The organism is Flavobacterium sp. (genome assembly GCF_039916025.1).
GTDB lineage: Bacteria > Bacteroidota > Bacteroidia > Flavobacteriales > Flavobacteriaceae > Flavobacterium.
This window is the reverse complement of the sequence record NZ_JBDSMB010000185.1, coordinates 1-24,256: the sequence shown is the minus strand read 5'-3', so window position 1 is coordinate 24,256 and position 24,256 is coordinate 1. Positions and strand designations below refer to the sequence as shown.

At 34.5% G+C, this 24,256-nt stretch carries 21 protein-coding genes; 11 read left to right on the top strand and 10 right to left on the bottom strand.

From position 1 onward, the window contains the following. The 11 genes from ABIQ27_RS13885 to ABIQ27_RS13835 form a co-directional block, all read left to right on the top strand. A partial coding sequence (locus ABIQ27_RS13885; RefSeq protein WP_348034518.1) for a Gfo/Idh/MocA family oxidoreductase occupies positions 1-970 on the top strand: 970 nt, incomplete at its 5' end. Positions 971-975: 5 nt separating this feature from the next. Beyond that, positions 976-1,863 (top strand): 3-hydroxyacyl-CoA dehydrogenase NAD-binding domain-containing protein, encoded by an 888-nt coding sequence (locus tag ABIQ27_RS13880; protein ID WP_348034517.1) that lies wholly within the window; start codon positions 976-978, stop codon positions 1,861-1,863. Between the two features lie 76 nt (positions 1,864-1,939). Beyond that, complete coding sequence (locus tag ABIQ27_RS13875; RefSeq protein ID WP_348034516.1) at positions 1,940-3,157, top strand: DUF1015 domain-containing protein; 1,218 nt, start codon at positions 1,940-1,942, stop codon at positions 3,155-3,157. Between the two features lie 75 nt (positions 3,158-3,232). Beyond that, the gene (locus ABIQ27_RS13870) at positions 3,233-3,943 is read left to right on the top strand and encodes an endonuclease/exonuclease/phosphatase family protein (RefSeq protein ID WP_348034515.1); all 711 of its coding nucleotides are present in this window, start codon (positions 3,233-3,235) and stop codon (positions 3,941-3,943) included. 1 nt (position 3,944) lies between these two features. Further along, positions 3,945-4,583 carry a YggS family pyridoxal phosphate-dependent enzyme gene (locus tag ABIQ27_RS13865; protein WP_348034514.1) on the top strand — a complete coding sequence of 213 codons (639 nt, stop codon included), beginning with the start codon at positions 3,945-3,947 and terminating at the stop codon, positions 4,581-4,583. A gap of 45 nt (positions 4,584-4,628) precedes the next feature. Beyond that, complete coding sequence (locus ABIQ27_RS13860; RefSeq protein WP_348034513.1) at positions 4,629-4,997, top strand: four helix bundle protein; 369 nt, start codon at positions 4,629-4,631, stop codon at positions 4,995-4,997. A gap of 107 nt (positions 4,998-5,104) precedes the next feature. Then, on the top strand, positions 5,105-6,466 hold the full coding sequence (locus tag ABIQ27_RS13855; protein WP_348034512.1) for an exonuclease domain-containing protein: 1,362 nt from the start codon (positions 5,105-5,107) through the stop codon (positions 6,464-6,466). Next, positions 6,466-7,383, top strand: coding sequence for a tRNA (adenosine(37)-N6)-dimethylallyltransferase MiaA (miaA, locus tag ABIQ27_RS13850; RefSeq protein ID WP_348034511.1), 918 nt, complete (start codon positions 6,466-6,468; stop codon positions 7,381-7,383). Before ABIQ27_RS13855 ends, miaA begins: the two co-directional genes overlap by 1 nt. A 56-nt stretch (positions 7,384-7,439) precedes the next feature. Continuing rightward, positions 7,440-8,078 carry a hypothetical protein gene (locus ABIQ27_RS13845; RefSeq protein ID WP_348034510.1) on the top strand — a complete coding sequence of 213 codons (639 nt, stop codon included), beginning with the start codon at positions 7,440-7,442 and terminating at the stop codon, positions 8,076-8,078. Positions 8,079-8,082: 4 nt separating this feature from the next. Continuing rightward, positions 8,083-8,688, top strand: coding sequence for an outer membrane beta-barrel protein (locus ABIQ27_RS13840; protein WP_348034509.1), 606 nt, complete (start codon positions 8,083-8,085; stop codon positions 8,686-8,688). A gap of 10 nt (positions 8,689-8,698) precedes the next feature. Further along, positions 8,699-9,439 carry an acyl-ACP thioesterase domain-containing protein gene (locus tag ABIQ27_RS13835; protein ID WP_348034508.1) on the top strand — a complete coding sequence of 247 codons (741 nt, stop codon included), beginning with the start codon at positions 8,699-8,701 and terminating at the stop codon, positions 9,437-9,439. A 142-nt stretch (positions 9,440-9,581) separates the two neighbouring features. Here ABIQ27_RS13835 and ABIQ27_RS13830 read toward each other — a convergent pair whose 3' ends face one another. The 10 genes from ABIQ27_RS13830 to coaBC all read right to left on the bottom strand — a co-directional run. Then, entirely contained in the window at positions 9,582-10,283 is a 702-nt protein-coding gene (locus tag ABIQ27_RS13830; RefSeq protein ID WP_348034507.1) for a response regulator transcription factor, read from the bottom strand. A 20-nt stretch (positions 10,284-10,303) separates the two neighbouring features. Then, a complete protein-coding gene (locus tag ABIQ27_RS13825) occupies positions 10,304-11,884 on the bottom strand; it encodes a HAMP domain-containing sensor histidine kinase (RefSeq protein ID WP_348034506.1) in 1,581 nt (526 codons plus the stop codon). Between the two features lie 70 nt (positions 11,885-11,954). Next, on the bottom strand, positions 11,955-12,539 hold the full coding sequence (gene coaE, locus ABIQ27_RS13820; protein WP_348034505.1) for a dephospho-CoA kinase: 585 nt from the start codon (positions 12,537-12,539) through the stop codon (positions 11,955-11,957). After that, entirely contained in the window at positions 12,536-13,540 is a 1,005-nt protein-coding gene (locus ABIQ27_RS13815; RefSeq protein ID WP_348034504.1) for a glycosyltransferase, read from the bottom strand. Before ABIQ27_RS13815 ends, coaE begins: the two co-directional genes overlap by 4 nt. An 86-nt stretch (positions 13,541-13,626) precedes the next feature. Further along, the gene (locus tag ABIQ27_RS13810; protein ID WP_348034503.1) at positions 13,627-16,398 is read right to left on the bottom strand and encodes a T9SS type A sorting domain-containing protein; all 2,772 of its coding nucleotides are present in this window, start codon (positions 16,396-16,398) and stop codon (positions 13,627-13,629) included. Between the two features lie 140 nt (positions 16,399-16,538). Then, on the bottom strand, positions 16,539-19,148 hold the full coding sequence (locus ABIQ27_RS13805; protein ID WP_348034502.1) for a T9SS type A sorting domain-containing protein: 2,610 nt from the start codon (positions 19,146-19,148) through the stop codon (positions 16,539-16,541). 106 nt (positions 19,149-19,254) lie between these two features. Beyond that, on the bottom strand, positions 19,255-20,448 hold the full coding sequence (gene fabV, locus ABIQ27_RS13800; protein ID WP_348034501.1) for an enoyl-ACP reductase FabV: 1,194 nt from the start codon (positions 20,446-20,448) through the stop codon (positions 19,255-19,257). A gap of 57 nt (positions 20,449-20,505) precedes the next feature. Then, the gene (recN, locus tag ABIQ27_RS13795) at positions 20,506-22,158 is read right to left on the bottom strand and encodes a DNA repair protein RecN (RefSeq protein ID WP_348034500.1); all 1,653 of its coding nucleotides are present in this window, start codon (positions 22,156-22,158) and stop codon (positions 20,506-20,508) included. A 41-nt stretch (positions 22,159-22,199) separates the two neighbouring features. Next, positions 22,200-23,087 carry a DUF4835 family protein gene (locus tag ABIQ27_RS13790; RefSeq protein WP_348034499.1) on the bottom strand — a complete coding sequence of 296 codons (888 nt, stop codon included), beginning with the start codon at positions 23,085-23,087 and terminating at the stop codon, positions 22,200-22,202. Beyond that, on the bottom strand, positions 23,080-24,256 hold a 1,177-nt coding region (coaBC, locus tag ABIQ27_RS13785; RefSeq protein WP_348034498.1), incomplete at its 5' end, for a bifunctional phosphopantothenoylcysteine decarboxylase/phosphopantothenate--cysteine ligase CoaBC. The genes ABIQ27_RS13790 and coaBC, both read right to left, overlap by 8 nt.

Sequence of the window (24,256 nt, the reverse complement as noted above, 5' to 3'; positions counted from 1 at the left end):
TGGCGTTTTAGGTGCTGGTCACCTCGGAAAAATACACTTACGATTATTACAACAATCTGATAAATACGAATTAGTTGGTTTTTATGATGAAAACCACGAAAACGGAGCCAAAATCGAAGCCGAGTTCGGATACAAACAATTTGACACTATTGCGAAATTAATTCACGCTGTAGATGCTATAGATATTGTCACTCCAACCCTTTCTCATTACAAATGTGCTAAAGTTTCTATCAAATCAGGGAAACATGTTTTTATAGAGAAACCAATTTCTACAACTGTTGAAGAAGCTGAGGAAATTATCGCTTTGTCAAAAGAATATAACGTCAAAGGTCAAGTTGGACATGTTGAGCGTTTTAATCCTGCATTCACTGCTGTGAAAGATATGATTGAAGCTCCAATGTTTATCGAAACGCATCGTTTAGCAGAATTCAATCCGCGTGGTACTGATGTTCCCGTGGTTTTGGATTTAATGATTCACGATATTGATGCGATTTTGAGCGTAGTAAAATCAAAAGTGAAATTTGTCCACGCAAGTGGTGTTTCGGTGTTGAGCCAATCTCCGGATATTGCCAATGCCCGAATTGAATTTGAAAATGGTTGTGTTGCCAATATTACTTCGAGTAGAATTTCATTGAAAAATATGCGTAAATCGCGTTTCTTTCAAAAGGATGCTTATATCTCTGTAGATTATTTAGATAAAACCTGCGAAGTCGTAAAAATGAAAGAAGCTCCGGAAACTCCGGGAGATTTTGATATGATTCTTCAAAATGCTGAAGGCGATCGCAAGCAAATCTATTTCAACAATCCGGAAGTAAGCCACAACAACGCTATTTTGGATGAATTAGAAACGTTTGCTGATGCTATCAATAACAATACAACTCCAATTGTAACCTTACAAGACGGAACAGAAGCATTGCGCGTGGCGTATATGATTATTGATTCGATGGAAAAAAACAAAACACCTAACTAAACATAATGAAAACAATTGCTGTAATAGGCGCAGGAACAATGGGCAACGGAATTGCACATACTTTTGCACAAAGCGGTTTTACCGTAAAATTAATTGATCTTTCCGAAAAATCATTGGAAAAAGGAATGGCAACTATTGCTTCAAACCTTGACAGAATGGTTACAAAAGGAACCATCACCGAAGATGACAAACACAAAACAATTGGAAATATAATCACGTATACTGATATCAAAGACGGCGTTGTTGGAACTGATTTGGTAATTGAAGCTGCAACAGAAAATGTTGGTTTGAAACTTCAAATCTTCAAGCAATTAAGCGACGTTTGCGATCATAATGTGATTTTGGCAACCAACACTTCTTCGATTTCTATTACGCAAATTGCTGCTCAAGTGTTGCATCCGGAACGTGTAATCGGAATGCACTTTATGAATCCGGTGCCGATTATGAAATTGGTAGAAATCATTCGCGGTTATTCTACTTCAGACGAAGTAACCAAAATCATCATGGATTTATCAGTGAAATTAGGGAAAACTCCAACCGAAGTAAATGATTATCCTGGCTTTGTGGCAAACAGGATTTTGATGCCAATGATTAACGAAGCTATAGAAACATTATATAACAAGGTTGCCGGCGTTTATGAAATTGATACCGTAATGAAACTCGGAATGGCACATCCAATGGGGCCATTGCAATTAGCGGATTTTATTGGGCTGGATGTTTGCCTTTCAATTTTAAATGTAATGTACGACGGATTCAAAAATCCAAAGTATGCTCCCTGCCCACTTTTAGTCAATATGGTTATGGCCGGAAAACTCGGAGTAAAATCTGGTGAAGGTTTCTATGATTATGTCGAATCTAAAAAAGCAGAAAAAGTTTCAAAACAATTTTCATAAGTAAAAGTAGTTAGGGATAAGAGAAAAGTAAAATCTTTTAATTACTTGTCCCTTTTCCCTTTTAACTAAAAAAAACATGAGCAAAATAATCCCTTTCAAAGCCGTTCGTCCCACGCCTGATAAAGTAGCACTGGTAAGTTGCAGAAACTATGACGATTATAGTTCGGCTGAGCTTGCGGCGTGGTTGAGTTTTAATCCGTATTCATTTTTGCACGTGATTAATCCGGCTTATATGTATTCGCAAAAGATTACACTGGACAAACGTTTTAAAGGTGTCGCTCATAAATACCAGGATTTTAAGGATGAAGGCATTTTTATGGAAGATGATAAAGCTGCTTTCTTTTTATATGAAATTCAGAATAAAGTGCGGTCTTTCACTGGTTTCGTAGCCGGAACTTCAATTGAAGATTACAAGAACAATGTGATCAAAAAGCACGAAGATACGTTACAATATCGCGTGGAATATTTCAAAGATTACCTGCATCAGACAGGTTTTAATACAGAACCCGTTTTGATTACATATCCCGATAATGAAACTTTGGATTCCTGGATTGCAGAAAAGAAAAAAAGCCAGCCGATTTATAATTATTCTACAACCAACAAAGAAAAGCATCAGGTCTGGAAAATTGAAACTGGCGAAGAAATTCGATGGTTGCAAAACCAATTCGAACAAATTCCCGAATTATATATTGCCGATGGACATCACCGTTCGGCTTCTGCTGAATTATTATACGATGAAGACAAACATTTAGGCAATGAAAACCTGAACTATTTCATGAGTTTCTTAATTGCCGAAAGCAATGTCAAAATCTACGAATACAATAGAATTATCCGCGACCTGAATGGTTTTACTAAAGATGCTTTTCTGGAAAAATTAGCTGAAAACTTCATCATCAAAGACAAAGAACTGGAATTGTGGAAACCACAAAGCAAGTTTGAATTCGGAATGTATCTCGACGGGCATTTCTATGCCTTGTTTTACAAGCAAGAGAATAAACAGCCGTCAATTTTGGAAAACCTTGATGCACAGATTTTATACGATAAAGTATTGAAACCAATGCTTGGAATAGAAGATTTGCGAAATGACGAACGTATCGAATATATTCCGGGAAAGCAATCTATTTCAACAATAAAGGAATTGGTTGATGAAGGCGAATTTGAAGTTGGCTTTATGTTATTCCCATCTGATATTTCAGAGATAAAAGCTTTGGCAGATAACAATTTGATTATGCCGCCAAAAAGTACGTATATCGAGCCAAAGTTCAGAAGCGGATTGATGGTTTACGAATTGTAACATGAAAATGTACCAATTTGAAAATTTGAAAATTGAGTTTGTCATTTCGACAAAGGAGAAATCTCATTATGTTTTATGAAAATAATCCAATGGAATTGTAATATGGCTTTTCGCAAAAAACACGCAGCTGTTTTGGCTTCAAAGCCCGATATCGTTGTGATTTGTGAATGTGAAAATAATGAAAAATTAAAATTCGGAAGCCTGACTCCTACTCCAAATGATTTTTTTTGGCACGGGAATAATAAACATAAAGGAATTGGGATATTCTCTTATTCGGACTATAAGTTTGAGTTGGTTGCAGCATTCAATCCCGAATTCAGGTACATAATTCCGCTGAAGGTTTCAAATAAAAATGAAGAATTTTATCTGTTGGCGATTTGGGCAATGGATAACAAAGAGAAAAAAGAAGCACGCTATATTGCACAAGTCTGGCTGGCAATCAATCATTATTCTGAATTATTGGATAAACCAATTATTCTGGTGGGCGATTTTAACAGCAATCAGATTTGGGATAAAGAAAAAAGAATTGCGAATCATACCGGCGTTGTAAAGTTGCTTTCGGAGAATAACATTCATAGTTTGTATCACAAAATAAACTCCGAAAATCATGGAGAAGAAACGCAGCCGACTTTTTTTCTGCATCGAAATAAAGAAAAGCCATATCATTTAGATTATTGCTTTGCTTCAGGGAAATTTTGGGAAAAGGGTTTTAGTGTTACGATTGGCGATTTTGATGAATGGATAAAACTCAGCGATCATTTGCCAATAGAAATTGAATTTAAATAAAATGAGTATTTCAGAAAATCTAAATAAAATACAATCCACAATTCCGGAAAACGTGACACTTGTAGCGGTTTCTAAAACCAAACCTGTTCCACATTTGATGGAAGCTTACAATGCTGGTCAACGTGTATTTGGTGAAAACAAAATCCAGGAAATGACCGAAAAATGGGAACAAATGCCCAAAGATATTCAGTGGCATATGATTGGACATGTTCAAACCAATAAAGTCAAATACATGGCTGAATATGTGATTCTAATTCACGGAGTTGATAGTTTGAAATTACTGCAGGAAATCAACAAACAAGCTGCAAAACACAATCGGGTTATTGATTGTTTACTTCAAATGTATATTGCTGAAGAAGAAACAAAATTTGGTTTGGATAAAAATGAACTAAATGAGATACTGAAGCAAGTTCAGCATGAATCATTGCAAAACATAAAAATTGTTGGTCTAATGGGAATGGCGACATTTACTGAAAATCAGATGCAAATCAAAAAAGAATTTCAGTATTTGAAATCTGTTTTTAATAAACATCCACAATTCACAACCCTTTCAATGGGAATGTCAGGCGATTATAAACTTGCCATTGAATGTGGAAGTACGATGGTTCGAATTGGAAGTAGTATATTTGGAGGAAGATAAATTCAATGTCAAAAATCAATTACAATATCAATAAAAAAGATTACTATGGAAGTTAATGAACCTAATCCTGAAAAAATATTCAATTTTGAAGATAGGCTCGTTCGTTTTGCTGGAGAAAGTATTTTATTTGTTAGAAAATTAGAGAAAACCTATGAACTTGAATATTATAAAAATCAATTAATTTGTTCTTCTGGGAGTTCATCATTAAATTATGGAGAAGCACAAGGAACGATTACAGATAAGGATTTTGTGTTTAAAGTTTCTTTAGTCGTTAAAGAATTGAAAGAGTCCAGAAATTCAATAAAAATCATTGAATATATTAAAGCCGGAGATGAAATTGACAGGAAGTGGCTTTTAACAGAAGTCGAAGAACTAATTGCTATTTCTTCAAAAATGATATTAAATAAAAAGTAACTTTTTTCAATATCAATAGCAATCAAAATTACAATATTCAATTTTTTAATTTATAAATTGACATTGTTTTTTTAAATTGTAATTGACATTGATTTTTGAAATTGAAAATGTACGCAATACTCGACATAGAAACCACTGGTGGACAATTTAATGAAGAAGGCATTACCGAAATTGCCATCTATAAATTTGACGGTCACGAAATTGTTGACCAATTTATCAGCTTAGTAAATCCCGAAAAACCAATTCAGCCTTTTGTGGTAAAGCTAACAGGTATTAATAACGCTATGCTGCGATCGGCACCAAAGTTTTATGAAATTGCCAAACGCATCATCGAAATTACAGAAAATTGCATTGTTGTGGCTCATAATGCTTCGTTTGATTACAGAATTTTAAGAACTGAATTCAGTCGTTTGGGTTATGATTATATAAAACCTACACTTTGTACGGTTGAATTGTCACAGAAATTAATTCCGGGACAAGCTTCTTATAGTTTGGGGAAATTGGTTCGTGCACTTGGAATTCCGGTAACAGATAGGCATCGCGCGAGTGGTGATGCTATGGCAACCGTGAAATTGTTTAAAATGATTTTGGCAAAAGACACTGAAAAAGAAATTTTAATCAGTTTGATTAAGGCCGAAATCAAATCAGGTTTGACGCCAAAATTGTTAGATATTGTTGAGAGTTTGCCAACAAAAACCGGGATTTACTACATTCATAATGAAAAAGGCGATTTGATTTATATTGGCAAAAGCCGAAATATCAAGAAACGAATCAATCAGCATTTTACAGGAACATCTGGAAAAAGCAAAAAAATTCAGCGTGAAGTTTTCGCCGTAACATACGAAGTTACCGGAAGTGAACTGATTGGGCTTTTAAAGGAAAGCGAAGAAATCAAAATCAACAAACCGATATATAACAGATCACAGCGAAAGACTATTTTTCAATGGGCACTATATCCCGAAAAGGATGAGAATGGCTATTTAGCTTTAAAAGTTCAAAAAGCGGATGGCAGGAAAAAAGAAATCACTTCTTATACTTCTATGCAGGAAGGCAAAAATTCGTTGTTGACAATTACCGAAAAGCATAATTTATGTCAAAAAATAAATGGTTTGTACGAAACTAAGAACGCTTGCTTTCAATATAAAATAAAAGAATGCAACGGTGCGTGTTTGGGCAAGGAAACTCCTGAATTATATAATGAGCGCGTTGAAGAATTCATACAGGAAATGAAGTTCGAAAACGACAATATGATTATTGTTGACAGAGGAAGAACCGTTGATGAACGCTGCGCTGTTTTGATTGAAAACGGTGTTTATAAAGGATATTGCTTTTACGAGTTGAACTATCAGATAAACAATATCGAAATCCTTAAAAACATTATTATTCCGATGCAGAGTAATCGTGATACCAGAACGATTATCCAAGGTTATTTAAAACGAAATAAGGTGATAAAGATTGTCAAATTTTAATGAACTACCTAATCACAATCATTGGCCCGACTGCAATAGGAAAAACTTCCTTGAGTATTGCTTTGGCGCAGCATTTTGGATGTGATATCGTTTCGTGTGACAGTCGGCAGTTTTTTAAGGAAATGCGCATTGGAACTGCAGTTCCAAGTGAAGAGGAATTAGCTTCGGCTACACATAATTTTATCCAAAACAAATCTATTTTTGAGAATTATACGGTTGGTGATTTTGAAAAAGAAGCTATTGCAAAACTCGATGAATTGTTTCTGAAAAATAACATTCAAATTATGGTTGGTGGTTCAGGTTTGTATGTGGATGCCATTCTAAAAGGCTTTGATGATTTTCCGGATATTGAAAATTCAGTTAGAGAAAATATAAATGCTGATTTTGAACATCTTGGAATAGATTACCTACAAAATAAGTTGAAAGAATTCGATTCAGAATATTACAATATTTTAGCTGTTGAAAATTCACAAACTTTGCAAAATCCACAGCGAATGAAACGTTTTGTGGAAGTTTGTCTTGGAACAGGAAAACCATATTCATCCTTTCTTAATCAAAAGAAAAACAAACGTAACTTCACTCCTATCATCATTGGTTTGGAAGCTGAAAGAGAAATAATGTACGACCGAATCAATCAGCGTGTGGACATAATGATTGCTGAAGGTTTGGTAAAAGAAGCAGAAAATTTGTTTCCGAATAAGGAATTAAACGCATTGCAAACTGTTGGCTACAGAGAATTGTTTGATTATTTTGATGGGAATGTTTCGTTAGATTTTGCCATAGAAGAAATCAAGAAAAACACACGCCGGTTTTCAAAGCGTCAACTTACTTGGTTTAAGAGAACTGAAAATGCCGTTTGGTTTGATTATTTAAGTGATAGAGCCAAAATAATTGAGCACATTAATTCTTTGTTATAAAAAGTAATTCACAACGCAACGCTATTAAAAAAACCGTATCCATTAAGAAAATCTTTATGAAAAAATTATTACTTCTCTTTATAATATTCTTGATAATTTCCTGTGAAGGCATTCAATATGATGGCGAAAAAAGATTAGTATTCCAAACCGTCGTTTTAGATTCGAATGGACAGCCTTTGCCACACAGTAATGTTGAGATTAATGTTAGTGATGATTATTCATCGGGATTAATCTCTAAAGGGAAAACGGATCAGGACGGAAGGATAACACTGGTTTTTCCTGCGCCAAAATATGATTTGGGAATTAACCTGAGAATTTATAGCGATGATATGTCATATCTGGAAAAAGGAGTATTTAATATCCACAAAGCAGATTTTGAAAACTACAAATTCATTTATCAAAATAGCTATCTGTTGAAGTTTGAAGAAACTGCTGCTTTAGAATTAACTTATAACCAAACTACTTCTAATACGGTTCTGAAAAATGTTGGTATAACTGGCATATATACGATGCCTCATGAATATTATAATTTTAACCCTGATAATTATTATTATCCAGCAGAGATATTGATAAAAAAGAATCAGTCTTTCCAATTGAAATATACAATTTTAAATACGCAAACTGATATCGAAACTGAATATATTGTTGATCTTACAATTGGAGACAATCCTTTGAGCTACACTATTAACTATTAGCCTGATGAAAAATTATACATGCCTTTTGTTGCTTCTTTTCTCAAGCATTGTTTTTGCCCAGAATGACAACGAAGCAAAAAAACCTGAATTAACTTTTAAGATAAATGCGCGATTCCAATTGCTCTACCCTATTCAATTTGGAAATACAGCATTAGCGAAAGCACATGAACCAAAATTAGGAGTTTCGGCACAGATGAACTTTTTGAATTATCAAAATTTTAAAGCTGGATTTGGTTTTGATTTCGTAACCTATAAAATTACCGACAAACAGATGATTGCCAATTTAAGCAACTCAAAATATACGAGTGCTTATTTTTTACTAAGTTATGAATACAAGCTAAACGAAAAGTTTCTTATTAGTCCGAATATTGGATATGGTTCGGCTTCTTTAGAACTCGGAAGCAGAAGCTCAAGGTTTGGCAAACAAAATGGAAACGAAATTAGAATTGGTGGTGTCATAGATTATAAAATAGGAAAATCTACTTACGCTTTTGGAGGCATTAATTATGTGACCAATTCTCTGGATGTTGAAACCGCACCCGAATATCAATCATTTTTTTCAAAAGCGAATCAAATACAATTAAGCATCGGAATACGATTGGGAAATTAAAAAAGTTTTTATGCCAATAGCGACAAATTTTACATCAATATTAAAAAAAGATTGGGAAATAACTTTTCTACAATGTTATCCTAACGGTTACTTGAAATATACCGATTTGTGTAATATTCTGCAGTTAACTGCAGGCGTTCACGCAGAATTAGGTGGATTGAGCTTTAGCGATATGCAACAACATCATCAGGCATGGGTATTAAGCCGAATGCGTGTTGAAATTATGCGTTTGCCAAAATGGAGAGAAATTGTTACAGTAAAAACCTGGATTAATTCGTTGGAGAATTCGCGTTCAATTCGTTGTTTGGAAATGTATATTGGCGACGAAAAAATAATTGGCTGTGAAACGTTTTGGGCTGTTTTCAATACAGAAACGCGTCGTCCGGAAAGTCTGGCAACAGCGCATGATCATTTTGAAAAATATCCAAACGATAAAGCAACTGAAATTCAGTTTTCTAAAATCGACACAGCTATTGATAAAGCATTTGTAACAGAAAAAACGGTGCTGCTTTCTGATTTAGATATTGTAAATCATGCTAACAGCGTGAAATACTTAGAATGGTGTCTGGATTATGTTGAGCCAAAATTATTGCTAACACAACAAGTGGAAAGCTTTGAAATGAATTATCTAAAAGAAGTTTCACTAGACGAAACCATATCAATTGAGAAAAGCAATACAGAGAATCCTATGACTTTAACTGTTAGCACCGACAATAAGATTTGTTTTGCTTTACAACTGAATTGGAAATAAGTAAGACTTACCTAGCCCGGATTGCAATGGCATCCTTTTTATAATTGCCACGGGTTTAAACCTGTGGCAGTTATAAAAAGATATAATGGAAAGCCGGATTAGCTCCTAAAAAAAATGGCTCCAGTTTCCTGAAGCCATCTGCTTATTTTTTAACGACTAATCTAAAACCTTCGCCGTGAATATTGAGGATTTCAACGTTTGGTTCTTCTTTTAGATACTTTCTTAATTTGGCGATGTAAACGTCCATACTTCTTGAGGTGAAATAATTATCTTCTCTCCAGATTTTTGTTAAGGCCAATTCTCTTGGCATCAAATCATTTTCGTAAACAGCCATCATTTTTAGTAATTCAGACTCTTTTGGTGATAATTTAATTGGTTCCTGGTTTTCGAATTTCAGGTAACGAAGTTTTGAATTTAAAAGGAATCTTCCGATTTGGAATTCAAATTTTGCCGGTTCATTTTTATTCTCTGCCGCTTTTCTTTGAATGATAGCTTTAACTTTCATTAATAAAACATCAGAATCAAACGGTTTATTCAAATAATCATCTGCCCCAACTTTATATCCTTTTAATACATCTTCTTTCATTGACTTGGCAGTTAAGAAAATCAAAGGCACATCTTTATTTTTTTCTCTGATTTCTTTTGCCAAAGTATAGCCATCTTTGTATGGCATCATGACATCCAAAATGCACAAATCGAAATTGTCTTTTTTGAATTTTTCGAAACCTTCCATACCGTTTTTAGCCAATGTTACATCAAAATCATTTAATGTAAGGAATTCTCTCAGGACTATTCCGAAGTTCTGATCGTCTTCCACTAGAAGTATTTTTTTGTTGTTTTCCATAGTAGTAGTTTTTTTTTATTTTAATTTATGAGTGGGACTTTAATTATAAACGTGCTTCCTTTTCCTTTTTCGCTTTCTACAAATATTTCACTGTTGTGGTCTTCTACAATTCTTTTAACGTAAGATAAACCTAAACCATGACCTTTCACGTTGTGCAAATCTCCAGTGTGCTCGCGATAGAATTTTTCAAATATTCTTTTTTGAGCTGCTTTAGACATTCCTGCGCCTTGATCTTTAATTTTGACAATGATAAAATCCTTTACGTTTTCAGTTTGGATATCTATTATTGGTTCATTAGGCGAATATTTAATGGCATTATCTAAAATATTAACAATTACATTGGTAAAATGCACATCGTTCAATAGAACCGAAGTTCTGGTTGCATCCAAATGCGTTGTTATTGTTCCGTTTCTGTCTTCAACAATTAAATTCACATGTTCGATAGCATCTTCAATTATCTCATGAATGTTGGTAGACTCTTTATTGATATCTAACTCTTTTTTCTCCAGTTTAGAAATACGCAATACATTCTCAACTTGTGCATGCATACGCTTATTTTCATCCTTTATCATTTGCAGATAGCGTAGCACTTTTTCTTTATCTTCAATCACCTTTGGATTTTTGATAGCATCTAATGCTAAGTTAATCGTGGCAATTGGCGTTTTGAATTCGTGTGTCATGTTGTTAATGAAATCGGTTTTGATTTCAGAAATCTGACGCTGTTTTATCAGTTGATTCAGTGCGCTTGAATAGGCAATTACAATAACCAGTGTAAAAACTATTGATAAAATGCAAATTCCAATCAATTCCGAAAACAGGAATTTTTTCTTTTGCGGAAATGTTAATAGCAATAAGTATTTGTTATTTCCATCGTTATCAATAAAAAAAGGAATAGAATAAGTTGATGGTTTATCATACCTAAATCGTTCCGATTTTATTTTTGTTGCCAGACCGTTACTATAAACATTGAATTCAAATGGAGTCTTAACGCCATATTCATTCAGTTCTTCAGATAACAACTTTTGCATCATCTCATTTGAAACTCTTTCCTGAATAGGCTTTACCGCTGCGATATCTTTATAGAATATTTCAAATTGAGCGTCATCGAGTAAATCCATACGCCCGGATTTTTCTATTTTGATATCCGGAGTAATCGTTTGCTTTATACCTGAATTATCAATATCATCATTGTAAATCTCAGTTTTTCTTTTTGCTGTGTAATTTTTGAGTTTTACGCTGTCTAATTTTTTATCAAAGAACGAAGCAGAAATCCCGTAATCTTCGGAATTTATGCTATTTGAATATATTATGGTTTCATTTGTTCTTGAATCGCGCTGATAATAACCAAACTCCAAAAAATCACTTTTTTGTGGTGTTTTGCCTGTACTATCCTTTAGGCGATTATACATTTCATAATATGAATATTGCTCATTCTTTTGTAATTTGAGGGCAACATTCCCAAGAACTTGTTTTACATGATACTTAAATTGCTCTTCATTATTCTCAAAAGACTTATCAAACCAGTAGACCTGAACAAGAATTATACCTATTAGGGATAAACTCATTAGGACAATTAATAAGCGGAAAAACAATTTATTCATTATACAAATTTAACATTTTAACATTTATACAATAAATACATTAACCAAACATTAACATCTTGTGTATAAATTATCGATTTTTCAATAATTTGAGGATTTCTTTAACATGCTCTTTAGTAGCTTCAATTGATAGATTCTCAATTACATAATCGCTTTTTGCAATTCGCTGTTCATCAGTCCATTGGTTTTGCATTCTTTTTAAAATAGACTCTCTATCCTTTTTATCCCGTTGCATTACGCGTTGAAGTCGGGTTTCCAAGGGAGCAGTTACTGTAATTACGGCATCACAATCTTTGTTGCTTCCGGATTCGAATAAAATGGCAGCTTCTTTAAATAATAAAGGGTAGGCTTTATGCTTTTCAACCCAAATATCGAAGTGTTTTTTAACTTCGGGATGCACTATGTTATTTAGGATTGTTAGCTTTTCCGGATTGTTGAAAACAATTTGTGCAAGTTTATCACGGTTTAGGATTCCGTCATTTAAAATTTCTTTTCCAAATGCGGCGCTTATTGCCTGAATGACTTTATCGGTATTCATTAGTTCTCTGGCTTCATCATCAGCTATGTAAACAGGAATTCCCAATGATTTGATATATTCTGCAACCATTGTCTTCCCGCTACCAATTCCGCCTGTCAATCCTATTATTTTGGTCATGATTTTACTTTAAAGAATAATTCAGGAAATGCAACTTCTGGCTTTTGTTTTAAAAGAATGACTTTTATATAAGATTCTAAAAATCCTCTTCCGTATCCAAAGAATTGTTTAGAAACTGCAATCAACGAAAGAAAACCTATTTTAAAACTCTTATTTTGAATTGTTGCTGCTGTTAAGATTAAAAGAAAATAGAATGCGTAACAGATTATTGGCAGTTGAAAACCAAACAGAAACAAAAATATAGCGACCGAAAAACCTAAAATAAAAAGCGACGGAAAGAAAAAAGTAAGCTTACTATATTCTGGATACCAACTGTTTAAGATTGGTCTGGCTTTGCCAAATTTGGTCACCTGAACAGAAAATCTATCCCAATCTATTCTTCGCTTGTGGTAAACAAAAGCTTTTGGAAAAAGCCTTGTTTGATAACCTAATTTCCATAATCTGATAGATAAATCAGGATCTTCGCCAGGATGAATATTTCCAAAGCCTTTCGAATCTTCAAATGCTTTTTTCGAAATTCCCATATTAAAACTTCGTGGCTGGAATTTGGTTAGTTTCTCAGAACCGCCTCGAATTCCTCCGGTTGTTAAGAAAGATGTCATTGCGAAATTTATCGCTTTCTGAACATCTGAAAAAGAATCTAAAGCTGCATCTGAACCACCAAAGCAATCAACATAGTTAGCTGTTAGTTCTTTCTCAACTTCCGGGAGATATTGTTTCGGGATAATGCAATCAGAGTCGAAGATGATGAAATAATCACCTTTTGCTACTTTCATTCCATAATTTCTCGAATCCCCAGGACCAGAGTTTTCTTTGAAGTGATAGGATATGTTTATTTTGCTTTTAAATTTTTCAACCTCTTGCTCACAAGTAACAGAAGAACCATCTTCAACAATCACAATTTCATATTCTTTGCTATAATCAGAAATTGAAAGGCTTTCTAAAAGCTCTTTAATTTCATCTGGTCTATTATAAACAGGAATAATAATTGAAAAATACATGGCATAAATTTTAACAAAGATAAGTTTTATACAAAAGAAAAACCACCTAAAATTTAGGTGGTTTTAATTATAAAAAAGAACTTAATTTATTCTTTTACAACCTTGATAGTTTTTACCTGATCATTAGAAGTAACTCTAACCATATAAGCTCCTTTTGCCAAGTTAGACATGTCTACATGAGCAACATTAGCATTAATTTTGTTTGTAATTACTTTTTGACCTAATAAATTAAATACTTCTACGCTTGAAATTTCCTGGTTATAAGATAAGTTCAAAACGTCTTTAACAGGATTTGGATAGTAACTAAAGTTAGAAGGATCAAATGAATTGTTTCCTAAAGAAGCATCATAAGCTGAAATACCAAAAGAACCTGAATTATCATTACTATACTCATATACTCTTAAATACAAAGTAGAACTCGGAGTTTGTCCAGTTAATGATACAAATGAATATGCTCCTGTTGCAGCTCCATCATCATCACATCCTACTTGAACTAATGAGGAACAATCACCTGAATATACAGTAACAACAGTATCCAAACCAGTCGCTCCAGTAGAAGAATCTCCAGTTTCAATGGTTAAATTACCACTTGCAGGTACTGTAACAGTATACCAAACATCACCTCCAGAAAAACCTCCACAAGTTGCAGGAGCTGTTTGTGATGAGGTAGTAGCACCTCCATTTGTTCCATCTGTTAAAAATTCACCATAAACTCCTCCTGCTGTCAATGAAATAGCATTAGTACACTCATCATTTGCAGGTGGTGGTGGTAGTGTCCCAACACAAACATTAAATGTTGATGTCTGACCGCCTGTTGAAGTATAAGTATTGACTCTTATAAAGTAAGTTTGTCCAATCGTTAAACCTGCTGGATTACTTGTATCACCATCAGAACATGAACCAGGAACTAAGGTTAATGTTGCGCAATTACCTGTCCATAATGAGTGGAACATATCAGTTGTTGAACCAGCAACACCTGTCAAGCTAATTCTATGAGTAGTATTAGTAGCTACAAAAGAGTACCAGACATCATCATCTTCTGCACCGAAACATGCTGTTGCATCAGTTGCTGAAGCAGTTGCTCCGGCTACTGTTCCTGCTGTTACAGTTCCACATGCTAAATCAGCATTAACAGTCAAAGCTACAGCACCTGTACACTCATCATTTGCTGGTGGTGGTGGTGGTGTTCCAATACAGATATTGAATGTTGTATTTTGTCCTCCTGTTGCTGTATAAGTATTAACTCTTACATAGTAAGTCTGTCCTATTGTTAAACCTGTTGGAGCACTTATATTTGGATCAGAACATGTGCCTGGAACAAGAGTTAAACTAGCGCAATCAGCACCTGTCCACAATGAGTGGAACATATCTGTAACTGAACCTGCAACATTTGTTAAACTAATTGAATGAGTAGTATTTGTTGCCACAAAAGAGTACCAAACATCATCATCTTCTGCCCCAAAACATGCAGTTGCATCAGTACTTGAAGCTGTTGCAGATTGCACCGTACCTGCAGTAACAGTTCCGCAGTTATAATCTGGATTAACAGTTAATGCAATTGCACCTGTACACTCATCATTTGCTGGTGGTGGTGGTGGTGTTCCAACGCAAATATTAAAAGTAATATTATTAGTTGTACCATAAGTGTAAACTCTTACATAGTAAGTATCTCCTATTGTCAAACCTGTTGGAGTAGCTGTATTAGGATCACTACACAAAACTGACGTTTGTGAACCACAAGCACCTGAAAGAACTTGCATATAAGCATCAGTACTGGTGCCGCCTGCTCCTACCGCAACAACATTTGACAAAACAATTCTATGGCTTGTTGCAGTTGCAGTGAATCTATACCAAACATCATCATTTGGAGTACCAAAACAAGGTGTGGCAGCCATTGACTGAGTTCCACCCTGAGTAGTCCCGGCAGTTGTATCTGCGCATGCAAAATCAGGATTAACAGTTAATCCAATTGAACCTGAACATTCATCATTTGCTGGAGCAGGATATAATGTTGAAAAGTTAAAGGGACCAACCCAGGCACTAGTTGATGAAACGCTACATGCAGCTTGAACATAATAAGAATAAGCTGTATTAGAATTTAAAGGTGTAAGGGTGTATGAATTTGAAATCCCAGATAATAATGTACCTGTTCCCGGTGTAAAGCCGTTAGCTCCATATTCAACATTGTATAATGTTGCAGAACCATTTTCTGTCCATGAAAGAGTTGCAGAAGTAACAGTTGGTACTGCAGCAAGTGCTGTTGGAGCAGGACATGAAGGTGGTGTAGCAGAAACTATAGTTGGTGATTGAAAACAAAAACCATAATTCCAGTCTATTCCTAAAGGGTCATCATCGTAAGCAATTCGGTATTTGAAACCAGACAACTGAGTTGGCGTAAATCCAGCAATATTTAAAACAACCGAAGTATAAGTTGATGGTGTTCCCGAACAATAGTTTGTGTTTGCGGTATAATTACCCAAAGCATCAAAATTAGTTCCCCAATTAACCCATGTCGATGTACCTGCATTCCAATATTGGAATACTAATTCATCATTGGCTAAGTATCTGTAAACATATGGAGCAGAAACTGTTAACCATGTCTCACCAGCAGTAAAAGCTGGGGTTAAATTAATTACCGGAGATTCTACAGCAATATTATCTTCATGCCCAGAACCAGTAATGTCATCATCAAATGCAAAATTTGCAGCTAATGTAGGGTTTGATTGTAAACCCGTCGCAAGATAAGAACCTGTAAGTGTCCAAGTGGCATTTGGCCAACCTGCATTTTGATTAAGAACTTGGGCGTTTACCCAACTGACTGTTCCCATCAAAAAAAATAGTAGAGTAATTTTTTTCATAATTTGTAGTAGTTGAAATGTTTGTATATCGCAAATTTAGTTATAAAAAAAAAAGTGTCAACGCTAAACTATAATTTTAACATCAAAAAAAAACCACCTAATAATTTAGGTGGTTTTAATTTTAATATATTTTTCAAAAACTATTCTTTCATAACCTTGATAGTCTTTACTTTATCATTAGATGTTACTCTAACCATGTAAGCTCCTTTGGAAAGGTTTGACATATCAATTTGTGCATCGTTAGCATTGATAGCATTTGAAATTACTTTTTGTCCTAATAAATTAAATACTTCAACATTTGAAATTTCCTGGTTGTAAGATAAATTCAAGATGTTTTTTACAGGATTTGGATAAAATGTAAAGTTATTATTATCAAATGAACTATTACCCAGAGAACCATCATAAACTGAAATACTATAAGAACCTGACGAACCGTTGTAACCAAATACTCTAAGCAGTAATGTTGCTCCAGGAGTTTGTCCGGTCAGAGCTAATTTTGTTAAACCAAATGTAGTTTCAGTAGCACCATCATCATCACAATTAACTGCAACTAATGCACCACATAAACCTGAATATACTGAACAAACAGTATCCATTCCATTTCCTAATGAATTTGTACCAGTTTCAATTGTTAAACTTCCTGAAGCAGGAACAACAACACTATACCATACATCTTTTCCAACAGTTGCAAAGTTAAAAGCTCCACAAGATGGTGCTGGATTTTCTGTACTCAAAGTAGCTCCTAAATTTGAACCATCAACATCATTATCAGCAAATACTCCTCCTGGAGTTAAAGCAATAGCGCCGGCACAATCGTCATTTGCTGGAGCTGGAGCTGCATTAACAGTTAAGACACCACTAGGATGTGCAGTTCCGTCCCAAATACCATTGTTTATTCCTCCATATACATAAGGCCCATCATTTAATGTGAACCTTGTTGCATAGTCATATGTTCCTGGAGTTAAAGTTGCTCCAATATTTGCTTGATATTCATCATTGTTGTCACCAATATGACCCGCATTATATGTTGCTACAACCCAGTCAGTCCAAGTACTTGGGTCTGTGCCTGTTTCACCAGTTCCAACCCAAGCTAAAATACCAGGAGCTTGTCCATCAATATTTGGTACAACATCGGTTAAACCTCCTTCATAAACTTGTCCATAAACAGTTACACTTCCGCCTTCAGTAATTGTTGCAGTATAAGGGTATTGCAAATTAACATAATCAGGAGTATCTGTTGGTTGAGATTCGGTAGTAAACATCCATTCTGCACATCCAACTGACTGACCAGCTGCATTTAAAGCAAAAACCTGCCAATACCCTACAAAATCATAAGCACCAATAGTACCTGCATTATAACTTGTTGTAAGTGTGTTATCGAAGAAGAATAAATTTCCAGGTGTAGTTCCACCATAAACATCATAAGAAACTGCAGGATCACCGGTTGTCGGTATGTCCCAAGACAAAATAACATCAGCAAATGCAGGAACGGTTGTACTTCCATCAGCAGGTAATGGATTAACCGGACATCCGGGAACAACCACAGCAGTAGTACAAACTATTTGTCTTTCTCTGCTAACATTTTCAGTTCCACAAGCTGAATCTGTATGAGTATAAAACCTAAGAACACCATCAGCTAAAGGTGTGTAAGTAACTGTACCTACTCCAACAGCTAAAGGAGTTGTTCCATCTGCTGAGGCAATAGTTATATAATCGGTTGCAATAGAGCTTGAGAAAGTATATGTATTTGAAGAAAAGACATTCACATTTGAATATTCACCAGCCCAACAATCAGTAGCAATAACATTGACTTCGACTCCGTCACAAGTACCTACTACATATGCATCAGTTGGATATAAAGCTCCATTTAAACATGGAACCCCACAAACTACGCTTGTTGTTCTTTCAACTTCTTCTTCACCACATGCTGAGTCCAAATTTAAATGTACTCTAAGATCTCCTGTGAAATCAGACACCCAAGTTAATGGTGTTGTACCGGAAGCAGCAGCCGTAGTACCATCGTCAGTACTTAAAGTGAAGTAATCTGTAGCTACATCACTTAAGAATTTATATGTTTCACCGCTTGTTACTGTAACATAAAAATAATCACCTGCATAAGAATCGGTTGCTATTTCAGTTGGAGTAAATCCGTCACAAATTCCAGGAACGGTTGCAGTATCTGGATAATTGAAACCTGTTAAACAAGGAAGAACAGAAATCACACTCAAAGTATAATCTTCTGCCTGACCGAATCCAGTTCCAGTTTGACAAGAAGTACCAAAGGCATTATACCTTTTAATTACTCTCATTCTTGTGTTCCCTCCCAAAGCATTACCAGGAACAGCTATGCTTCCAACTAATTCAATTGCATCAACACCTGTTGAATTAACAATATTTCCAATATCATAAGATTCACCAGCATCTGTGAAATCATTGTTTTGATTCCAATCAATATACACTCTGAATCTTGTGGTAAAATTACCATCCGTGTTTCCTTTTAAGGTAATTGGATAGTTATTTCCTGCAGTAACATTCCCTGTGATTGCAGTGTAATTTTCATGCGCAATAATTGTAGTACCATTATCCTGTCCTACTAAAGCAGAACTTGAATTATTGATACCAGCAAAATTAACCAAGGTTATTGGTTCAACATTGTTTGTAAAAGTCATTGGGCCACAATAGGGAAGCGGAAACTGCGCAAACCCCGTAAAAGTGACAAAGAGCATTAATAATAATGTAATTTTTTTCATGTTGTTTAGTTTAAAAAGTTAATTGCTATAAATATATATATAAATAAAAAAACTCACAAATAAATTGTGAGTTTTAAATTATTAAGTCTGAAAAAATGTTAATTCATTAACTTTTTATGCTTTTAACCATAACTAATTCATTAGTATCAGCACTATAATCAACTCCATTAAATCCAAAACCAAACAGATTTAGGAAGTCTTGTTTGTAACCGGCTAAGTCACCTATTTCAGTTAGATTTTCAGAAGTAGCTTTTGCCCATAAAACTTTTATTTTTTCCTGAATATCATCACGCATTTCCCAATCGTCAATCCTGATTCTGCCTTTATCATCAGTAGGAACGCCATCTTCATTATATAATCGTTGTTCAAATAATCTTTGAATTTGTTCAATACAACCTTCATGAACACCTTCAGCCTTCATTATTTTATAGAGTAATGAAATATATAATGGAATTACAGGAATTGCTGAACTTGCCTGTGTTACCAAAGCTTTGTTTACAGATACATATGCTTTCCCGTTTAAAGATTTTAAATCATCTGTAATTTTGAATGCTGTGGCTTCCAAATCATCTTTAGCACGGCCAATTGTTCCTTTTCTGTAAACCGCTTCTGTAACTTCGGGTCCAATATAAGAATAAGCAATTGTTGAAGCTCCGTTTGCTAAAACACCTGCATTTTTTAAAGCGTCTATCCACATCTTCCAATCTTCACCGCCCATAACTACAACAGTGTTGTCAATATCTTCCTGAGTAGCCGGCTCAATAGTAACCTGTGAAACTAATCCAGTATGGAAGTCAACCGTTTTGTTTGTAAATGTTTGTCCAATTGGCTTTAATACTGAACGATGCAAAATTTCCGTAACAGGATGCATACGGACTGGCGAAGCCAAACTGTAAATTATCATATCAACCTGACCTAAATCAGCTTTAATCAAATCAATTGTTTGTTGTTTTATTTCATTTGAAAAAGCATCACCATTTATACTTTTAGCATATAATCCTGCTTTTTCTGCTTCAGTTTCAAAAGCAGCTGAATTATACCAACCCGGAGTTGCAGTTTTACCTTCTGATGGTGGTTTTTCGAAGAAGACTCCAATTGTTCTGGCACCTGAACCAAAAGCACTTGTTATTCTTGAAGCCAGACCAAATCCAGTTGAAGCTCCAATTACCAATACCTTTTTTGCGCCATCGATATGACCTTTTGATTTTACATATTCAATTTGATTTTTAACATTCTGTGCACAACCTTCCGGATGAGCAGTCAAACAAATAAATCCTCGCATTCTTGGTTCTATAATCATATAATATGTATTTTATGTTTTAGTTTTTTTGTGTTACAAAAGTAATAAATTAACATTTTAATTCAGCAATGCTTTCGCATGATTAACGGCTGAATCTGAAATATCTTTGCCGGAAAGCATCTCGGCAATTTCGATTATTCTTTCATCGTTGTTTAGTAATTTCAATTCCGAAACGGTATTTTCACCTAACACAGTTTTGAAAACTTTATAATGATTTGCTCCTTTAGCTGCAATCTGAGGAAGATGTGTTATGGCAAAAACCTGCATTGTCTTGCTCATATCTCTCATGATTTCTCCCATTTTGTTTGCAATTTCACCTGAAACTCCAGTGTCAATTTCGTCAAAAATGATTGTTGGTAATTTTGAATATTGTGACAAAATTGATTTCACTGCCAGCATAATTCGGGACATTTCTCCACCGGAAGCTACTTTCTTCAACAAACCAAAATCGGTTCCTTTATTGGCAGAAAATAAAAACTGAAGCGTATCTTTTCCGTTATTATGATAAGTTTCAGAGGCAATGATTTCTATTTTAAATCGAACATTCGGCATGCCTAAAAGATTCAGAATATCAATTAATTTACCTGATAAATTGGGAATCGCTTCTCTCCTACTTTGACTTATTTTTAAAGCAACTGCATCCAACTGTAATTCAAAATCTTTGATGCTGTTTTCAAGCGCTGTAATTTCATTTTCTAAAGTAGCAACCGAAACAACTTTACCTTCTAAATCTGTCTGAATCTGAATTAATTCTTCAACAGTTAATACGTTATGCTTTTTCTGAAGATTATAAATAAGCTGCAGTTTTTGATTTATTGCTTCCAGTTTTTCAGGATCATTAAAAACCAATTCTGATTCACGATTCAATTCTTTAACAATATCATCAAACTCAATTAAGATGCTATTTGTTCGTTCAAAAAGCGATTGATATTCTGTCGAGAAATTGATGTTTTTTTGAAGTGTGGCTTTGAATTCTTTTATGTTTTTCAGCACTCCAAATTCTTCTTCATTGGCAATTGATAAAAGTTTATCCAGATTTTCTTTTATAAATTCAACATTGCTTAGAGTTTGATATTGCTGCTCTAATTCTTCTAATTCACCTGCTTTTAAATTGGCAGATTCCAATTCCTGATACAAAAACTCGTTATAATCTTTCTCTTTTAAAATAGCCGAAAACTCATTTTTTTTAGAGTCTAAAGTCGATTTTGCGGAACGGTATTTTTTTATACCTGATTGAAATTCACTAAGTATGTTCTGGTTGCCAGCAATTGAATCAATGATTTTAAATTGATACTCTTCTTCGGATAATTCTAAAGTTTGATGTTGCGAATGCACATCTATCAGATAAAAACTTAAATCCTGAAGTTGCTGAAGATTAACCGGGCTATCATTTACAAATGCTCTTGATTTTCCGGAAGGCAGAATTTCTCTTCGAATGATTGTCTCCTGTTCATAATCCAAATCATTGGCTTCGAAGAAAGTTTCAAGGCTGTATTTTCCAATGGAGAAATTGGCTTCAACAATACATTTTTCGTCTTTATTCTTAAGCGAAGTTAAATCGGCACGTTTTCCTAAAACCAAGCCCAAAGCGCCCAGAAGTATTGATTTTCCCGCTCCGGTTTCACCAGTTATAATTGAAAAACCGTTCGAAAAATCGATATCTAGTTTTTCTATAAGGGCAAAATTTTCAATGGATAAAGATGTAATCATGTTCAGGAAATGAAGAAAAGTTTAAGTAGTAAATGTACTAATTATAACTTAATTGCTGACCATTTAGCTGTGTTGAGTGGTGATAAATTATTCAAATTTCCGATAGTTTCTGTTAGAGCCAATTTTGGACCACCAGATAAGATTGAAACTAATTCGTCTACTTTGGCATCAAAAAATACCCTGGTTAAAAAAGCATTTGGACGAACTTTATATATCTCGGTAAGCTTATCAATTGCTCCTATAATCTTCTCTTTTCCGGTTTTCACATCAGTACTCATAATATCTAAACCTTCTCTGTGGTATTGATACAAAGCTTCTCTATAAGCGTCATAAGTTCCGCCAAGAATATCGGTTGTTAAGAAATATCTGTTTTGATTTCCATCAGACTGGCTCCAGCCTTTATAACCACTTTGCTGTGCTACGGTTTGTATTTGTTGCGCTATTTCGTAATTTTTATTGCCACCCATTAAAGTATAAGTATCGGCATCAAAACCAAGAATCATATAACTGTAATAAGCCAAAACAGAAACTAAATTAGAATCGAAATTGGATGGATTGAATTGTAAGTTTTCAAATTCTATATAACGAAAACTAAAATCTTTGTCATTAAAGTTAAATACTGGCGATGCATAAGTCGAATTAAAAACCGGTCTTGTTGATTGCACTTGAATAGTTGCAGAGAATTGGTTTGATTCATAGCTGTTGACGATGATAACCATTGAGCACTCAACTTTCTCATTTGATTTATAATCCTCTCCGGTCCAATCGGTTTTATTTACAAAATCACTTATGGATGTTTTTAAGTTTTTAAATATCTGTTGGTTTGCATTTGTAACCTTGTCAGAATTGATTTGAATTGTACAATTCAATTGCTGTGCCTGCACTACTCCAACAAAAAGCAAAAAAAGAAAACTAACTAATTTATTCATAATGTGAAATTACTTTGTTCATAATATCGTTTGCAACCAATTCCTTTGATTTTAAATCCATTGGTTCTACTACAAAATCCTTATCGATAAATGTGATTTTGTTTGTAGTTTTACCAAAACCTGCTCCTTCATCCTGAAGCGAATTTAAAACAATCAAATCTAAGTTTTTTTTCTGAATTTTCAACTTGGCATTTTCAATTTCATTTTCTGTTTCTAAAGCAAAGCCAATTAAAAATTGATTTTGTTTAATTTTCCCTAATGAAGCTAATATATCCTCTGTTTTTTCAAGCTCTATTGTTAATGACGCATCTACTTTTTTTATCTTTTGTTCTGCAACGAATTTAGGTTTGTAATCTGCTACAGCAGCGGCACAAATTGCAACATCAGTTAAATTGAAATGCTCATGGCAGGCATCATACATTTCTTTAGCTGAAGTCACACGAATCAAGTTAATAACGGAATTTTTTACATTTAAGTGTGTTGGACCTGAAATTAAAATAACTTCTGCACCAAGATTTGCCGCACTTTCCGCAATATCAAATCCCATTTTCCCTGAAGAATGGTTCCCGATAAATCGAACCGGATCAATCGCTTCATAAGTTGGTCCAGCAGTGATAAGTATTTTTTTACCTTTTAAAGGCAATTTGCTTTCTAAATCTTTTTCAAGAAAAGCTATAATGTTTTCTGGTTCTGCCATTCTTCCTTCACCGGATAATCCGCTGGCAAGTTCACCTGTTTCGGCAGGAATCATGATATTGCCAAACTGTTTCAAAAGAGTAAAGCTGGAAATGGTTGATGGATGCTTATGCATATCCAAATCCATTGCCGGAGCAAAATAGACTGGACATTTAGCAGAAAGATAAGTGGCAATTAAAAGATTGTCACAACTGCCATTTGCCATTTTTGATAAAGTATTTGCAGTTGCGGGAGCAATAACCATTAAATCGGCCCAAAGCCCTAATTCAACGTGATTGTTCCATTGTGCATTCTCGTCTTCTTCATTGTAAAATGTAGAATGAACAGGATTTTTTGAAAGTGTGGATAACGTTAAGGGCGTTACAAAATCCTTAGAAGCAGGTGTCATTATCACTTGGACATGTGCACCTGCTTTTATAAATAACCTAACTAATGTTGCTGTTTTGTATGCGGCAATTCCACCAGATACACCT

Excerpts from the sequence above, each read along its gene's own strand:
- ABIQ27_RS13880 (WP_348034517.1), top strand. The coding sequence starts at position 976 with ATGAAAACAATTGCTGTAATAGGCGCAGGAACAATGGGCAACGGAATT.
- ABIQ27_RS13875 (WP_348034516.1), top strand. The coding sequence starts at position 1,940 with ATGAGCAAAATAATCCCTTTCAAAGCCGTTCGTCCCACGCCTGATAAA.
- ABIQ27_RS13870 (WP_348034515.1), top strand. The coding sequence starts at position 3,233 with ATGAAAATAATCCAATGGAATTGTAATATGGCTTTTCGCAAAAAACAC.
- ABIQ27_RS13865 (WP_348034514.1), top strand. The coding sequence starts at position 3,945 with ATGAGTATTTCAGAAAATCTAAATAAAATACAATCCACAATTCCGGAA.
- ABIQ27_RS13860 (WP_348034513.1), top strand. The coding sequence starts at position 4,629 with ATGGAAGTTAATGAACCTAATCCTGAAAAAATATTCAATTTTGAAGAT.
- ABIQ27_RS13855 (WP_348034512.1), top strand. The coding sequence starts at position 5,105 with ATGTACGCAATACTCGACATAGAAACCACTGGTGGACAATTTAATGAA.
- miaA (WP_348034511.1), top strand. The coding sequence starts at position 6,466 with ATGAACTACCTAATCACAATCATTGGCCCGACTGCAATAGGAAAAACT.
- ABIQ27_RS13845 (WP_348034510.1), top strand. The coding sequence starts at position 7,440 with ATGAAAAAATTATTACTTCTCTTTATAATATTCTTGATAATTTCCTGT.
- ABIQ27_RS13840 (WP_348034509.1), top strand. The coding sequence starts at position 8,083 with ATGAAAAATTATACATGCCTTTTGTTGCTTCTTTTCTCAAGCATTGTT.
- ABIQ27_RS13835 (WP_348034508.1), top strand. The coding sequence starts at position 8,699 with ATGCCAATAGCGACAAATTTTACATCAATATTAAAAAAAGATTGGGAA.
- ABIQ27_RS13830 (WP_348034507.1), bottom strand. The coding sequence starts at position 10,283 with ATGGAAAACAACAAAAAAATACTTCTAGTGGAAGACGATCAGAACTTC.
- ABIQ27_RS13825 (WP_348034506.1), bottom strand. The coding sequence starts at position 11,884 with ATGAATAAATTGTTTTTCCGCTTATTAATTGTCCTAATGAGTTTATCC.
- coaE (WP_348034505.1), bottom strand. The coding sequence starts at position 12,539 with ATGACCAAAATAATAGGATTGACAGGCGGAATTGGTAGCGGGAAGACA.
- ABIQ27_RS13815 (WP_348034504.1), bottom strand. The coding sequence starts at position 13,540 with ATGTATTTTTCAATTATTATTCCTGTTTATAATAGACCAGATGAAATT.
- ABIQ27_RS13810 (WP_348034503.1), bottom strand. The coding sequence starts at position 16,398 with ATGAAAAAAATTACTCTACTATTTTTTTTGATGGGAACAGTCAGTTGG.
- ABIQ27_RS13805 (WP_348034502.1), bottom strand. The coding sequence starts at position 19,148 with ATGAAAAAAATTACATTATTATTAATGCTCTTTGTCACTTTTACGGGG.
- fabV (WP_348034501.1), bottom strand. The coding sequence starts at position 20,448 with ATGATTATAGAACCAAGAATGCGAGGATTTATTTGTTTGACTGCTCAT.
- recN (WP_348034500.1), bottom strand. The coding sequence starts at position 22,158 with ATGATTACATCTTTATCCATTGAAAATTTTGCCCTTATAGAAAAACTA.
- ABIQ27_RS13790 (WP_348034499.1), bottom strand. The coding sequence starts at position 23,087 with ATGAATAAATTAGTTAGTTTTCTTTTTTTGCTTTTTGTTGGAGTAGTG.